12 protein-coding genes are annotated in these 15,368 nt (G+C 31.4%); 9 read left to right on the top strand and 3 right to left on the bottom strand.

Annotated elements, in window-relative coordinates:
- The first annotated feature begins 161 nt into the window (after positions 1-161).
- The 5 genes from ES045_RS00965 (at position 162) to ES045_RS00945 (ending at position 6,833) form a co-directional block, all read left to right on the top strand.
- On the top strand, positions 162-2,702 hold the full coding sequence (locus ES045_RS00965; RefSeq protein ID WP_147110989.1) for a TonB-dependent receptor: 2,541 nt from the start codon (positions 162-164) through the stop codon (positions 2,700-2,702).
- 11 nt (positions 2,703-2,713) lie between these two features.
- On the top strand, positions 2,714-4,519 hold the full coding sequence (locus tag ES045_RS00960; protein WP_147110986.1) for a hypothetical protein: 1,806 nt from the start codon (positions 2,714-2,716) through the stop codon (positions 4,517-4,519).
- A 99-nt stretch (positions 4,520-4,618) separates the two neighbouring features.
- Positions 4,619-5,041, top strand: coding sequence for a hypothetical protein (locus ES045_RS00955; protein ID WP_147112068.1), 423 nt, complete (start codon positions 4,619-4,621; stop codon positions 5,039-5,041).
- Positions 5,042-5,117: 76 nt separating this feature from the next.
- A complete protein-coding gene (locus tag ES045_RS00950; RefSeq protein WP_147110983.1) occupies positions 5,118-5,846 on the top strand; it encodes a lysophospholipid acyltransferase family protein in 729 nt (242 codons plus the stop codon).
- 6 nt (positions 5,847-5,852) lie between these two features.
- Entirely contained in the window at positions 5,853-6,833 is a 981-nt protein-coding gene (locus ES045_RS00945) for an acyl-ACP desaturase (protein WP_147110981.1), read from the top strand.
- 178 nt (positions 6,834-7,011) lie between these two features.
- Here ES045_RS00945 and ES045_RS00940 read toward each other — a convergent pair whose 3' ends face one another.
- Positions 7,012-7,527 (bottom strand): GNAT family N-acetyltransferase, encoded by a 516-nt coding sequence (locus tag ES045_RS00940; protein WP_147110978.1) that lies wholly within the window; start codon positions 7,525-7,527, stop codon positions 7,012-7,014.
- Positions 7,527-8,309, bottom strand: a complete 783-nt coding sequence (locus tag ES045_RS00935; RefSeq protein ID WP_147110975.1) for an amidohydrolase — start codon at positions 8,307-8,309, stop codon at positions 7,527-7,529. Before ES045_RS00935 ends, ES045_RS00940 begins: the two co-directional genes overlap by 1 nt.
- A gap of 80 nt (positions 8,310-8,389) precedes the next feature.
- On the opposite strand from ES045_RS00935, the gene ES045_RS00930 reads away from it, so the two are divergent.
- From ES045_RS00930 to ES045_RS00915, 4 genes are all read left to right on the top strand, one after another.
- Positions 8,390-11,143 (top strand): PD-(D/E)XK nuclease family protein, encoded by a 2,754-nt coding sequence (locus ES045_RS00930; protein WP_147110972.1) that lies wholly within the window; start codon positions 8,390-8,392, stop codon positions 11,141-11,143.
- A 141-nt stretch (positions 11,144-11,284) separates the two neighbouring features.
- Entirely contained in the window at positions 11,285-12,616 is a 1,332-nt protein-coding gene (locus ES045_RS00925) for an MATE family efflux transporter (protein ID WP_147110969.1), read from the top strand.
- A 103-nt stretch (positions 12,617-12,719) separates the two neighbouring features.
- Positions 12,720-13,487 (top strand): enoyl-CoA hydratase/isomerase family protein, encoded by a 768-nt coding sequence (locus ES045_RS00920; protein WP_147110966.1) that lies wholly within the window; start codon positions 12,720-12,722, stop codon positions 13,485-13,487.
- Between the two features lie 4 nt (positions 13,488-13,491).
- Positions 13,492-14,049, top strand: coding sequence for an MOSC domain-containing protein (locus ES045_RS00915; protein ID WP_147110963.1), 558 nt, complete (start codon positions 13,492-13,494; stop codon positions 14,047-14,049).
- On the opposite strand, the gene ES045_RS00910 is transcribed toward ES045_RS00915, so the two are convergent.
- Positions 14,050-15,195: an ATP-binding protein gene (locus ES045_RS00910; RefSeq protein WP_147110960.1), complete on the bottom strand. Its 1,146-nt coding sequence runs from the start codon at positions 15,193-15,195 to the stop codon at positions 14,050-14,052.
- Positions 15,196-15,368 lie beyond the last annotated feature (173 nt).

Below are 15,368 nucleotides of genomic sequence, written 5' to 3'. Positions count from 1 at the left end.
AATAATATTGTTAATATTTAAGTTGCTGGTAGAGAGTTTGTAATGATAATTTTGTGTATTTTTATGTTCTTAATTTTTTGTTAAAGCTTAACATTAAATTAACTTTAGAACTCTGTAAAAGGAAGAATTTTGCAGAACATTTAATAACATAAAATTATACAATGAAAAATTTTAAAAACTTATTATTTGTAGCACTGTTTTTTATAACAGCTACAGTTTTAGGACAAACTAAAATTACTGGTACGATTGTCGATGAAACCAATCAACCATTACCAGGAGCAAGTGTTCTCGTAAAAGGAACAACAAACGGAACATCAACAGACTTTAATGGTAAATTTACCTTAGAAGCAAAGTCTAATTCTGGTGTTGTAATTGTTTCTTTTATTGGTTACAAATCTAAAGAAGCAATTTTTTCTTCTTCAAAAAACAATTTAACGGTTCAGTTATTAGAGGATGCAGGTTCTTTAGATGAAATCGTTGTAACGGCTACTTCTTTTGCAATAGACAGAAAAACGCCTGTGGCAGTTTCTACTATTAGAGCCGCTGAGATTGAAGCAAGATTAGGAACACAAGAATTTCCTGAAATTTTAAAATCTACTCCAGGTGTATATGCTACTAAAACTGGGGGTGGTTACGGAGATTCTAGAATTAACTTACGTGGTTTTAGTTCTGAGAACGTTGCTGTTATGATTAACGGTGTGCCTGTTAATGATATGGAGAATGGTGCTGTATATTGGTCTAATTGGGCTGGATTATCAGATGTTACTTCTGCGATGCAAGTTCAGAGAGGTTTAGGTGCTTCTAAAGTAGCTGTACCTTCTATTGGAGGAACAATTAATATTATTTCTAAATCTACAGACGCATTAAAAGGAGGTAATATAAAAATGTCTACAGGTAATAATGGATACCAAAAGTATAGTATGACTTTATCTACTGGCTTAATGGATAACGGTCTTGCAATTACTGCTTCAGCAGCTAAAATTTCTGGAGATGGTTATGTAGACGGGTTACAATTTGATGGTGTTAATTATTTCTTAAACGTTTCTAAAATATTGAATGATGATCATAAATTATCTTTTAATGTAATTGGTTCGCAACAAACGCACGGACAAAGATATAACACTAGAACTATTGCTGAGAATAGAGCTACTGAACAAGGTGGTAAAAGATTCAATCCAGATTGGGGTTACAGAAATGGTAAAGTAGAAAATATCTCTTATAACTACTATCACAAACCACAAATCTCTTTAAATTATGATTGGACAATTTCTGATAAAACATTTTTAACAACAGTTGCATATGCTTCTTTTGGTACAGGTGGTGGTAGAAGAACTCAAGGTTCTGGTAAATTCACAAATAATGATTATAGATTAGGAGATGTAGATCAACCAATTAATTTTGATAGAATCGTTCAAGAAAACAAAGACAATGGGGCGATGGGTTCTACAGATGTTTTTGCTGCTTCAAATAATGATCACAACTGGTATGGTATATTATCTACCTTAAAAACAGATTTATCAGATAATTTAATACTTACGGCTGGTTTAGACGGAAGATATTATATAGGTAAGCACTATTATGAAATTACAGATTTATTAGGAGGTCAATACTACTTAAATCCTAATACAAATGATAATAACTTTAATGAAGCTTTACAAGTTGGAGATCGTTTCAATAGAGATTATGAAGGAAGAGTATTAAGATATGGAACCTTTGCTCAATTAGAATACTCTCAAGATGATTTATCTGTATTCTTATCATCTTCGATTTCAAATACCAGATATGGTAGATCTAGCTTTTTAGATGATTCTTCTAATCCGAATGGTACCGTTTCTGAGAACGCTAACTTTTTAGGTTTTGGTACTAAAGGGGGTGCAAACTATAATTTAGATGAAGAAAATAATGTTTTTGCAAATATTTGTTATTTTTCTAAAGCACCATTTTTAACAGGAAATGTTTTTCTTAACAAAGAATCTGTAGAACTAAATGATGAAGCTTTAAACGAAAAAGTATTTAGTGCAGAGATTGGTTACGGGTATAGAAGTGAGAAATTCAATGCCAATGTAAACGTTTATAGAACCTCTTGGTTAGATAAATCGGTTACTGCAAGAGTTTTAGATCCAGACAATCAAGGTCAGTTTTTAGAAGCAAATTTAGCAGGTTTAGATGCATTGCATCAAGGTGTTGAATTAGATTTTGTTTACAAGATTAACGACAGATTAAAAGTGAATGGAATGGTTTCTTTAGGAGACTGGACTTGGCAAAGTGATGTTGAAGGTCAGATTTTTGATCAATCAAATACTTTGATTAGAGAAGTAGTTGTGAATGCAGATGGTTTAAAAGTAAACGATGCGGCTCAAACAACATATGCATTAGGTTTAAACTATAAAGCTTTAGATAGAACAAATTTATTCTTAGACTATAACTATGCAGGAGACATATATTCTAAATTTGATATTACAAGAAGTACAGATAGAGAAAATACATGGAAAATGCCAGCTTATCACTTAATAGACTTTGGTTTTACTCACGGATTTACTATTGGTGATTTTGAAACTACTTTATCAGGAAAGTTGAATAATATATTTGATGTTGAATACATTTCTGATGCATTTGACGATGGAACCCACACTGCTTCTGGAGCCAATGTATACTATGGAACTGGTAGAACATTTAGTTTAGGATTAAAAGTTAACTTTTAAAAAATACAATCATGAAAAAAATAATTTTATTATTAACAGTTTTTTCAATGGTTTTCACTTCTTGTGAACCATTAGAAGATATCAATGCAGAAGCAGATGCGCAACCTAATCCAATTGTTGGAGATGCAGAGTACACTTTAACCGGAGACGATTACGAGAGTTTAGGGTTTAACTATGGAAGCTTTAATTCGGTAGAAGACGCGAAAGAAAATGTTCCTGGGTTATTAGCAAACATGTTTCCTGTATGGGGTAATAAATCATCTGCAGTGGTTAGTTATAAACTATATGTAGGGAATGCTTTTAAATTAAATAATTACGAATTATCTTTAGAAGACTACAATTTAAGTGGAAGTGATTTATTAGGTTTTGAATCTAATGTAACTCCAGGAGATTATTTAGGAGATATTGTTAGTGCTAATTATAGCTCATCTAAGGAAGGAGATTATGTAAGTGCATCATATTTTCAATATACGGGTAGCGCTTATACAGTTACTCCGTTGGTTTCTTTCGAAGAAAATTTTGATTATGGATTAATACCTGGAGATTTAACAACAGTATCTTTGGGAGAATGGGTAAATCACTCTGGGGCTTCTAACCAATTATTATACACTGTAGAAAATTTGTCTATGACAGATTATCCTTCTTCTGATGTTGGAGGATCAATTTCTTTATCTAGTGCTGGTAGTGAAGATGTAAACAAATCATTTACACCAATTACTTCTAATATGGTGTACTCAAGTGCTTTGATAAATTTAAGTGAGATCGGAAACGGAACTTATTTTTTCCACTTAATGGAAGAAGATGGTAGCTTCAATTTTTCTGCAAGACTTGGAGCAAAAGATGATGGTTCTGGGAATATCTTATTTGGTATAGGGGCTAGTTCTAGTTCTTTAACTTATGGTGCTACATCTTTCGATTTAAATACAACATACCTTGTAGTTACATCTTATAATATAGATAATGGTGTTTCAAATATGTATGTATTAGATTCAGTTGTTAATGCTGAGCCTTCTACGCCAGAAGCAACTAGTGCAGGTAATGCAGGTAATTCTGCAAACAGAATAGGAGTGCGCCAAGGTGGTGGCGGTCCTACTGGAGTAATAGATGGAATACGTGTTGCTAACACTTGGTCATCTATAATGAGTAATGAAACATTAGAAGATGAAGTTGTTGGAGAGAAAGAGTCTCTTACTGCAATTTACAATTTTGATAATGGTGAATGGAAGTTACCTTCTGATAACGGTTTCTATACTATAACCGATGCTGATTTTGTGTCAATGGGTATAGAGAATTTCGGAAGTTCTACACCTGCTGAAAATTATTTATCAGCTTTTTTAAATATAAGATTTCCTTATGCTCAAGACGGAAAAGAATTAGACGTTTTATATAATTACGTATCTAGTTCAAGTGGGGCTCAAGTAAGAGGAAACTCATATACAAAAACAAATGGAGTTTGGGTAGCTTACAATGCGACTATTGAAACGAGCTTACAGTTTGGTCATGACGGTAAAACTTGGGTGCCAGATAATACTATTAAATATACTTTAATTAGAAACGCAGATTATGAGTACATGGCTTCTCAATTAACTGCCGCAGAATATGATGGTTTAAAAGGAAATTTAGGTACGTATGGTGATTTTGACTATAACTGGTCAGATGCTCAAATAAACTTTGCACTTATCCTATTCTTAGAACATTTAGATCCTAATGCTGCTGAAGGTCAGAAGTATTTATTAACTTATGTTGTTTATGATAATGGTGAGAATGATTATAATAAAAGTTTTATTAAAACAAATGGAGCTTGGGTTATTAATTAAGACAATCCAAAAATAATTTTAAAAACCACCTCAATCGAGGTGGTTTTTTTATGCATAAAAATTAGTAACTTTGTAAGAATAAAAAAAACAACTATTATGATGAAAGACATTCACTCTTATTGGGCATATTTAGTACTTGCTATCTTACTATTCGCAGTAGTAAATGCAATTATTGGTTTCACACAAAAAAAGCAATTTACAGACAAAGATTTACGTATTGGCTTGTTTGCGTTAATTGTGTCTCACATACAATTATTAATAGGTTTGGGTTGGTACTTTATGTCACCATGGTTTGACGCTTTAAAAGCAGATGTAGGTGCAGTAATGAAAGATAAATCGGTAAGATTATTAGCAGTAGAACACCCAATAATGATGATTTTAGCAATCGTTTTTATAACAATTGGTTGGTCTAAACATAAAAAAAAGACAGAAGATGCGGCAAAGTTTAAAACTTTCGTTATCTTTTACGGAATAGGACTGTTATTAATACTTTCAAGAATTCCCTGGAGTAACTGGTTTTAGTAAATTTAATTTTGTCTCATTCATTGAGAATTTAAGTGTACAAAAAGAAACTCTTAACTCATAAAGAACGTATATATTGAAAATTCTAAGTTATATAGTATCACCAATTTTTATATTGGCATTTTTTTTAATCTTAATCATATTCCATCCGTTACAATGGTTAAGTTTTAATTTATTTGGGCAAAATGCACACGGGAAAATGGTAGATGCCTTAAACTTTTGTTTGGTGAAATCGATGTTAATTCTTGGGGTTTCTGTTCGTTTAATCAATAAACATAAGATCCCAGAAAATGCCTCAGTAATATTTGTATCTAACCATCAATCTACGTTTGATGTGGCACCTTTAGGGTGGTTTTTTCGAAAACAGTATCCTAAATTTGTGGCCAAATTAGAATTAGGTAAAGGAATACCAAGTGTTTCTTTTAACTTAAGACATGGTGGCGCTGCATTAATCAATAGAAAAGATCCAAAACAAGCAATTACAGCTTTGGTGGCATTTTCTAAAAGAATTAAAGAGAAAAATTGGGGTGCAATTATTTTTCCAGAAGGAACAAGAAGTAGAGACGGAGCGCCAAAAGAATTCGCTTCAAGCGGCTTAAAAGTAATAACAAAGTATAATAAAGAAGGTTATATTGTACCTTTAACAATTAATAACTCGTGGAAAGTCTTTAAATATGGCAAATTTCCTTTAGGCTTAGGAAGTCCGATTACCATTATAACACACGCACCAATTAAAATAAATTCTTTACCATTTGAAGAATTATTAGAGAAAACAGAAACAATTATTAAAGAACATATAAAATAGAAAACGATGTCTATATATAATATAAGAAAAGAAGTAATGTTAACGCTAGAAAAAAGTATGGACCGGTTTATGGACAAGTACTTAATTCCTGCAGAGAAAATTTGGCAACCAACAGATTTTCTTCCAAACTCTCAAAAAGATTCTTTTATTACAGAAGTAGAAGAAATTAGAGAATTATCTAAAGAATTACATGACGATTTTTGGGTGGTTTTGGTAGGAGATACAATCACCGAAGAAGCTTTACCAACCTATGAATCTTGGTTGTTAGACCTAGACGGTGTAAACCAAGACCCAGATAATGGTTGGGCAAGATGGGTAAGAACTTGGACGGCAGAAGAAAACAGACATGGAGATGTTTTAAATAAATACTTGTATTTATCTGGACGTGTAAATATGCGTGAAGTAGAAATTACAACACAACATTTAATATCAGATGGTTTTGATATTGGTACCTCAACAGACCCGTATAAAAACTTTGTGTACACCAGCTTCCAAGAATTAGCAACCTATGTTTCTCATAACAACGTAGCCAAAATTGCACGTAAAAAAGGACATAAGGCGTTGGCTAAAATGTCTAAAATTATTGCAGGAGATGAAATGCGTCATCACCAGGCATATACAGAATTTGTAAGAGAAATTTTTAAGATAGATCCTAGTGAGATGATGTTGGCTTTTCAACACATGATGAAACACAAAATTGTAATGCCTGCATTACATTTAAGAGAATCTCATGCAGCAAAAGGAACTTTGTTTGACGATTTTTCTTCAGTAGCACAAAGAATTGGTGTGTACACAGGTTTCGATTATGTAGATATTATTAAGAAATTAAACGAAGCTTGGGAAATAGATAAGATTACAAATCTTACACCAGAAGCAGAAAAAGCAAGAGATTATTTAATGAAGCTTCCAGACAGAATGTACAGAATTACAGAAAGAATTGTAGTTCCAGATACAAAGTTTAACTTTAAATGGATGTTACCAGCGTAGTTTTAGAAGCTATTTCCTGCTTTCGCTACTCGCTTTTTTTATCCTGAAAAAGGAAGAAAAAAGAGCTCAAACAAGCCGCTCAATCAGGGCTAAACTAGTTTGCTAACTTTCAGGAAAATAAGCGATTGCTATACATTTTAAAAAACCTTTCAGTTTCTAATCAGAGACAGAAAGGTTTTTATTTTTTATGTAAATCTATTTCAAAAAGGCAAACGGGAGCCTTCTTATAATGCTCTGGTAAATTAGAAGTGTCTTTTAAATGAAACAGGCCTAAAAAATTAAATCCGGCTTTTTTATAATGTTCAATTAGTTTGTTATTTTCACCTAAAGTATCTAATCTAATAAACTGAATTCCGTTTTTAATAGCAAATTTTTTTGCCCAAATAACAATTTTATAGATATAATTATTCCCTCTAAAATTTGGGCTGGTTGCAATTCGATGAATGTATACTGCTTTGTCTTTATTCTTTTCTCCCCAAATTTGTTCATCAGAAAAAGTAATTGCCCAAATACAAGCAATTTCATCATTAATTAAAAACTTAAACTGTCTCTTTTCTAAAATTTCGTTGGCAACCATTTCCCTATCAAAATCTGGCCAAACAACTACGCTTTTCTTTTCTTTCTGGTAATTAGAAGCAACCTTGTAAAGTTTAAAGACTTCATCAATATCAGTAATTTTCACCTTTTTAATCATTATTTTTCAATTTTAAACGAATCTCTGTCATTCAGAAACCCAAGTTTACTTCTTGTTTGTTTTAGTTTTTCTTTGGACAAAGTCGCAGAAATAAATCCAACTTCATTTTTCTCTAAATGAGAAAGTTCTTCCCCCAAAGAATCAATAATTAAAGAATTACCAGAATAGGCATACTTATTAAAGTCCTTTCCTGTTCTATTTATACCAACAACATAACTCATGTTTTCTATAGCACGTGCTTTTAAAAGCGTATCCCATGCTTTTATCCTTGTAATTGGCCAATTTGCAATAAAAATTAAAAGATCATAATTTTCGGTATTTCTAGCCCAAACAGGGAAACGCAAGTCATAACAAATTAACGGACAAATTTTCCATCCTTGGTATGTGATTATCAATTTTTTTGAACCAGCACTATAAACTTTATCTTCGCCCGCTAAAGTAAAAGAATGTTTCTTGTTGTAGGTTTCTATTCTACCCTCTGGATGCACAAAAACCAAGCGATTGTAAAATTTATCATGATCAGAAATCACCAAACTTCCACAAATAGCAGTTTGTTTTTCTTTGGCTATTTTTTGCATCCAAGAAACAGAAGAACCATCCATTTTTTCAGCAACTTTTTCAGGATTCATTGTAAAACCACTTGTAAACATTTCTGGTAGAACAATAAGATCTACATCCTTTTCTAAACCCTTTATTTTTTCATCAAAGAAAGCAATGTTTTGTGCAGGATTTTCCCAAACTAAAGGAGCCTGAATTCCTATTATTTTCAATTCGTTTTTCATCAAAATTAATTTTAAAGATGTAACAAGTATAAAAGTAAGTTTTTGTACTTTAGAAAACCAATTGAATACCAAAAAAAACGATGCAATCCTTTATTTCAGAAACTTTAGATGCTATTTTAAAAACGACTAAATCTTTTGAAGATGTGGTGTTTATAATGCCGTCTCAAAGAGCCAAAGTATTTTTAAAACAAACCTTAAAAGATAAAATTTCTGTCGGTTTTTTGCCGGAAACGGTAAACATAGAGCAGTTTGTGCAACAAGTTTCTGGTATTGAAAAAGCAGACAGCATTCAATTGTTGTTTCATTTTTACACAATTTATAAAAGTTTAGAAAAAGACCCAGATTCTTTTGACACTTTTTCTTCTTGGGCATTTACGGTGTTACAAGATTTTAACGAAATTGATCAACATTTAGTAGACACAAAAGAGATTTTCGCTTACATAAAAGATATCGAGCGTTTAAGAAAATGGTCTGTAACAGGTACTTTTACAGAAACGGAATTTATGAAAGATCATTACTCTTTCTTAGAAAAATTGAATAATTTTTATCCGCCTTTGTATCAATTTTTACTAGAAAAAAAGATTGGCTACCAAGGCTTAATGTACAGAGAAGCGTGCAATAATATAGAGGGTTATATTGAAGAAAATAGCCATAAGAAATTCTTTTTTATCGGTTTTAATGCACTAAATAAAGCAGAAGAATTTTTGTTTCAGAAAGTATTAGAAACAGAACATTCAGATATTTATTGGGATTTGGATGAAGCTTTTTTCAAATCAAATCATCAAGCAGGTACTTTTATTAGAAAGTATAAAAAGGAATGGAAATATTACGAAAAGAATCCGTTAAAAACATTAAGTAATTCCTTTTCTACACCAAAAAATATTGAAGTTATTGGTGCTTCTAAAAACACGACTCAGATTAAATATGCAGGTGAAATTTTAGAGAAATTTACAGATTTTAAGAATACGGCACTTATTTTAGCAGATGAAACATTACTGCCAATTACTTTAAACTCATTACCCAAAAATATCAACGCAATCAACATAACAATGGGGTATCCTTTAAAAGATATTCCTACAACAAGTTTGTTGTTTTCTATTTTTCAATTGTTTGTTTCGCAAGAAAAACTACAAAAGACAATTGTGAATGAATTTTATCATAAAGATGTTGTTCGGTTTTTAAAACACCAAGCTGTTTATAAATTATTATCAAAAGATAAGAATACTTTAGTAGATGATTTTACAGAAGAAATAGGAAAGGAAAATCATATTTTTATTAGCAAAACACAAATAGAAAACATCTTAAAAGAGACCGATGCGGAAGTGAAAAAAACCATTGCTTCGATTTTTAGCTCTTACACAACTATTAACGAATTTTTAGATAGAATTTTAAACCTTATAAATCTTTTAAAAGTAGATGTAACAGATTTAGAAAAAGAATATTTGTTTCGTTTTTACACTGCTTTTACACAGTTAAAAACACTGCAAACGGAATATGAATATTTTACAGACTTAAAAACACTTTCTTTATTTTTTAAACAATTAATCTCTTCAGAAACCTTGTCTTTTCAAGGGCAAGCATTAAGAGGTTTGCAGTTAATGGGAATGTTAGAAACGCGTGTTCTAGATTTTGAAAACATAATTCTAACGTCTACAAATGAAGGTGTTTTACCTGCAAGTTCACAACAGAATACATTTATTCCTTTTGATGTAAAAATAGCTTTTGGTTTGCCAACATATAGAGAAAAAGATGCCATTTTTTCATATCACTTTTTTAGATTATTACAAAGAGCAAAAAATATTTTTATCCTTTATAATACAGAACATGACGTTTTTGGAAGTGGAGAAAAAAGTAGGTTTGTTACGCAATTAGAAATGATGCGAGGAGATATCGTTCAGAAAAGCATCTCACCAAAAGTAATTTCTAATAAGAAAGAATTAAAAGGCATAAAAAAGAATGAAGCTACTGCTGTGCGTTTAAAAGAATTGGCAGAAAAAGGAATTTCTCCTTCTGCATTAACCAATTATTTACACAATCCGGTTTCATTTTACAAACAGAAAATTTTAAAAATTAAAGAGTTTGATGATGTTGAAGAAACGGTTGCTTTTAACACTTTAGGAACTGTTGTTCATGAAGTTTTAGATGAATTATATACGCCTTACGTAAATGCCTTTTTGTCTGTAGATATTATTTCTAAAATGGAAAAAGAGGCGAAAGATTTAGTGGTAAAGCATTTTGAATTGCAGTTTAAAAACGGAGATATATCTAAAGGAAAAAATCGTTTAATTTTTGAAGTTGCCAATAGATTTGTTTCCAATTTCTTGTCGAAAGAAAAAGAGTTGCTAAAAGATGAAAAGAACAAACTAAAAATTATTGCAACAGAAGAAAATTTATCCGCAGAAATAGAAATTGAAGGCATTGATTTTCCTGTAAAATTACACGGTCAAGTAGATAGGGTAGATGAGTTAAATGGCGTTTTAAGAATTATAGATTATAAAACGGGCATGGTAACAGGTGCAAATTTAAGAGTGCCAGAATATGATAATTTACGAGATGAAAAGCACCTAAAAGCGATTCAGGTTTTATTGTACGCTTATTTATTTACTAAGAGTAAAAACTATAATTTTTCTCAACCTTTAGAAGCCGGAATTTTTTCTTTTAAAAACTTAAATAGTGGATTTTTACCAATTGATTTTGCGTTGCCTAGAAAAAAAGCAGAAACGGGTATTACGCAAGAAAAATTAGACGAGTTTATAGCGGAAATTAAGTTTTATATTAAAGAAATTTATAATTCTGAAATCGATTTTATTGAGCCTGCAGATTTAAGATATTAAAACCATTTTCCTTTTAAAACTAGTAAAGCATCTTATCTAAAAATGTTCCTTTTAAATTTTAACCTCCTTCATTAGCTAATTTTAGGGGCAGCTTTTCATTTTTACATTTTTTAGATATGTACCTTTGCAAAAAGAAGATTTTTGAGCACAAGCATTAGTTTTAAGAACATTAATAAATTAGCAATTCCTGCTTTAATTGCTGGTATCGCAGAGCCTGTTTTATCTATTACGGATACTGCTATTATTGGAAATATTGATAGCAATGCAACAGAAAGTTTAGCTGCAGTTGGTATTGTAGGAGCTTTTATTTCTATGTTAATTTGGGTTTTCGGTCAAATTAGAAGTGCAATTTCATCTATTATTTCTCAATATGTTGGTGCTAATAAAATAGACCAAGTTAAAGAATTACCTGCACAAGCAATTGCAATTGTAGTTTTAGGAAGCTTATTGGTTTTAGCAATTTCTTATCCGTTTTCTAGACAAATTTTTGAATTTTATAATGCTTCTGGTCAGATTTTAGAATATTGTATTACGTATTTTAATATTCGAATTTTTGGCTTTCCATTTGCGCTGTTTGTCTTTGCTGTTTTTGGTACGTTTAGAGGTTTACAAAACACTTTTTATCCGATGATTATTGCCATAATTGGTGCCTCTTTAAATATTGTCTTAGATATAATTTTAGTATACGGAATCGAAGGGTATGTTCCTGCAATGCATATAGAAGGGGCTGCGTACGCAAGTGTAATTGCACAAATAACAATGGCGGTTATTTCTTTGGTTTTATTATTGAAGAAAACGCCAATTTCTTTAAAGATAAGTTTCCCTTTTCATGCAGAAATTCCGAGGTTATTAAACATGATTTCAAATCTCTTTGTGCGAACAATTGCTTTAAATGTGGCACTCTATCTAGCAACTTCTTATGCTACAGATTATGGGAAAGAGTACATTGCAGCATACACTATAAGTTTAAATATTTGGTTTTTAGGCGCTTTTATGATTGATGGTTATGCTAGTGCTGGTAATATTTTGTCGGGTAAATTATTAGGTGCAAAAGATTATAAATCATTGATACAATTAAGTAATAAATTACTTAAATACGGACTTGTAATGGGTCTTATAATGGGGTTAACAGGTTTGCTTTTTTACAATTCCATTGGAAGAATCTTTACAAAAGAAGAATTAGTTCTAGAACAATTTTACACTGTTTTTTGGATTGTCTTAATCACACAACCCGTAAATGCGATTACCTTTATTTTTGACGGAATGTTTAAAGGAATGGGAGAAATGAAATACTTAAGAAATCTCTTAATTTTTGCAACAGGGTTGGTTTTTATTCCCACATTATTAATTTTTGATTATCTCGATTATAAATTAATTGCCATTTGGATTGCCTTTACATTCTGGATTATTGCAAGAGGTTTACCCCTTGTTTTTAAATTTAGAAGTAAGTTCTTACCCCTAGTTGGGGATTAAAACCTAACGATTGTTTCCACGAACTCAGTTGAAAGGTTAAAAAGAAGTCTCCACTGCGCTAGATCTGACATTTATTATCATACTTTTACTTAAAATTCAGTTTATGACCACAACACGACAAAACGGAAGTTTATATACAAATATTCAGAATAATATTGCAACGATAGAATTTGGGCACCCTGCAAGTAATTCTTTTCCTAGTGAATTATTAGAACGCTTAACCAAAGAGTTAATTTCTGTAGGGAATAATGATGCCATTTCTATAATTATTTTAAAATCTGAAGGAGAAAAAGCTTTTTGTGCTGGTGCTTCTTTTGATGAATTGGTTGCAGTTTCAACCCTAGAAGAAGGAAAACAATTTTTTGCTGGTTTTGCAAACGTAATCAATGCCATGAGAACTTGCGGGAAATTAATTATTGGAAGAATTCAAGGGAAAACTGTTGGCGGTGGCGTTGGTTTGGCTGCAGCTTGCGATTACGTTTTGGCAACCGAAAATGCGGCTGTAAAATTGTCTGAATTTACCATAGGAATTGGACCGTTTGTGATTGAACCAGCCGTTTCTAGAAAAATAGGTGTTTCTGGAACTGCAGAATTAACATTAGACGCAACCAGCTGGAAAAACGCCTATTGGGCAAAAGAAAAAGGTTTGTATGCGAAGGTTTTCGAATCTACAAATGAGTTAGATAAAGAAATAGATATCATGGCAACGAAGTTAGCCTCTTACAATCCTGCTGCTTTAATAGAAATGAAAAAGGTATTGTGGAAAGGAACAGAACATTGGAATAATTTATTAGCAGAAAGAGCAGCTGTTTCGGGTGAATTAGTCTTGTCTGATTTTACAAAAAAAGCTTTGTCAAAATTTAAAAAGTAAACGCGTGAAAATTATTTCAACAAATATCGGAGAGCGAAAAGAAATTGACTGGAAAGGAGAAATAGTGACAACAGGTATTTTTAAATTTTCTGTGGATACTCCAATATTTTTAGATTCAGAAGATGTAAAAGGTGATGAAATTTCTGATAGAGAAAATCATGGAGGAATGTTGCAAGCGGTTTATGGCTATTCCTTAAAACATTATGATTACTTTAAAGAATTACATCCTAATTTAGAGTTTGAAATGGGCATTTTTGGAGAAAACTTAACCATTGATAATTTAGATGAAACAGAGATTCGCCAAGGAGATACTTTTAAAGTTGGTGAAACTATTTTAGAAGCTTCTGTTCAAAGAAATCCATGTTATAAACTAGGAATTCGTTTCAACAATATGAAAATTGTAAAACAATTCTGGAATACTACTTTTTGCGGTGTGTATTTTAAAGTTTTACAAACTGGTTTTGTAAAATCTGGGGATGAATTTGTACAAATTAAATCGTGTCCAGAAAATCCAACAATTGCAGATTTATATGTTGCAGAAAGAGCTATTAAAGAAGTTTAATTAAGAAACTGTTTCTTCCTTTTTGTGTAAAAAACGAGTAAGTTTCATAGAAAGATCTAATAAAATAATTTTAGCATTTCCATTTCTTTCGATATGATACATGGCGTCATTTAGTTCTTTTTCGATGTCTAGAATGTTACCAGAATGTACAAAAGGAGCAAACTTAGAAAGATTGAATCCTGTTTTAGTTTCCATAAAAACCAAGTTATCACTTTTGTAATTTAGCAATAAGGCTTGTCTAAAAAATTGCAAGCAATATTCTAAAAAACGTTTCTGAGTTTCTCGTCCAGTTTTTGCAATGGTTTCAGACCATTCTATTAATTGTTGTACAACAGAAGCATCTCCTTTAGCTCTAAATGCAGTTCTAATCCAAGCAATAAACCATTCTTCAAAAACCAAATCAGAAGAATCATTATGCAGTAAATGTACTGCTTTGTTATAATTCCCTTCTGCTTGATGTGCAATTTTAGCAGCTTCATTTTCAGAAGCACTTTCTCTTTCAATCAACGCGTTTGCAATATCATTCTCACTTAAAACAGGAAAATGCAAAGCCTGACAACGCGATTTTATGGTATTGATAATCTGCTCTTCATTTTCTGTAATTAAGATGAAAACAGTTTTATTTGGTGGCTCTTCAATTAATTTTAAAAGCTTGTTTGCAGCAGCAATATTCATTTTTTCTGCCATCCAAATAATCATCACTTTAAAACCTCCTTCGTAAGATTTTAATTGTAATTTTTTAACAACAGCTTCTGCTTCATCAACACCAATATTACCTTGTTTATTTTCTACACCAATAAATTGCAACCAATTAAACAAACTTCCATAGGATTGATTTTTAACAAAATCGCGCCAATCTTCTAAAAATAAATTACTTACTGCATGTTTTTTAACAGCATCATTTGTAGTTACAGGAAAAGCAAAATGCAAATCTGGATGTTGTAATTTATCACATTTTAGATTACATGCATCAGCGTTGTCCGAAGAATTACATAGTAAAAACTGTGCGTACGCAATTGCCATTGGCAAAGTGCCACTTCCTTCTTTACCTACAAATAATTGGGCATGAGGAATCCGACCATTTTCTGCAGAAACCTGCAAATGGTTTTTTATGTGTTCTTGACCTATAATTTGGTTGAAAAGCATCTACAAATATAAAATTTGTTCTTCAGAATTTTATCAATTTTAGAAAGCAATTTAATTTTTATTAGAATGTGAGGCTCCCTGTAGTACAAAGCTGTGTTTAACACAGACCTTTACGCAAACGTTAACTTAACTTTTAAGGTTTCAATTTCTATAAATGTAAACAATTCGGTATT

The organism is Polaribacter sp. IC073 (assembly GCF_007997075.1).
Lineage (GTDB): Bacteria > Bacteroidota > Bacteroidia > Flavobacteriales > Flavobacteriaceae > Polaribacter.
Note: the sequence above shows the minus strand (reverse complement) of the source record. Positions and strands in the feature narration are given on the sequence as shown.

What these genes read in the sequence shown, in the direction of transcription:
- ES045_RS00965 (WP_147110989.1), top strand. Translation starts at nt 162, where the DNA reads ATGAAAAATTTTAAAAACTTATTATTTGTAGCACTGTTTTTTATAACA.
- ES045_RS00960 (WP_147110986.1), top strand. Translation starts at nt 2,714, where the DNA reads ATGAAAAAAATAATTTTATTATTAACAGTTTTTTCAATGGTTTTCACT.
- ES045_RS00955 (WP_147112068.1), top strand. Translation starts at nt 4,619, where the DNA reads ATGAAAGACATTCACTCTTATTGGGCATATTTAGTACTTGCTATCTTA.
- ES045_RS00945 (WP_147110981.1), top strand. Translation starts at nt 5,853, where the DNA reads ATGTCTATATATAATATAAGAAAAGAAGTAATGTTAACGCTAGAAAAA.
- ES045_RS00940 (WP_147110978.1), bottom strand. Translation starts at nt 7,527, where the DNA reads ATGATTAAAAAGGTGAAAATTACTGATATTGATGAAGTCTTTAAACTT.
- ES045_RS00935 (WP_147110975.1), bottom strand. Translation starts at nt 8,309, where the DNA reads ATGAAAAACGAATTGAAAATAATAGGAATTCAGGCTCCTTTAGTTTGG.
- ES045_RS00930 (WP_147110972.1), top strand. Translation starts at nt 8,390, where the DNA reads ATGCAATCCTTTATTTCAGAAACTTTAGATGCTATTTTAAAAACGACT.
- ES045_RS00920 (WP_147110966.1), top strand. Translation starts at nt 12,720, where the DNA reads ATGACCACAACACGACAAAACGGAAGTTTATATACAAATATTCAGAAT.
- ES045_RS00910 (WP_147110960.1), bottom strand. Translation starts at nt 15,195, where the DNA reads ATGCTTTTCAACCAAATTATAGGTCAAGAACACATAAAAAACCATTTG.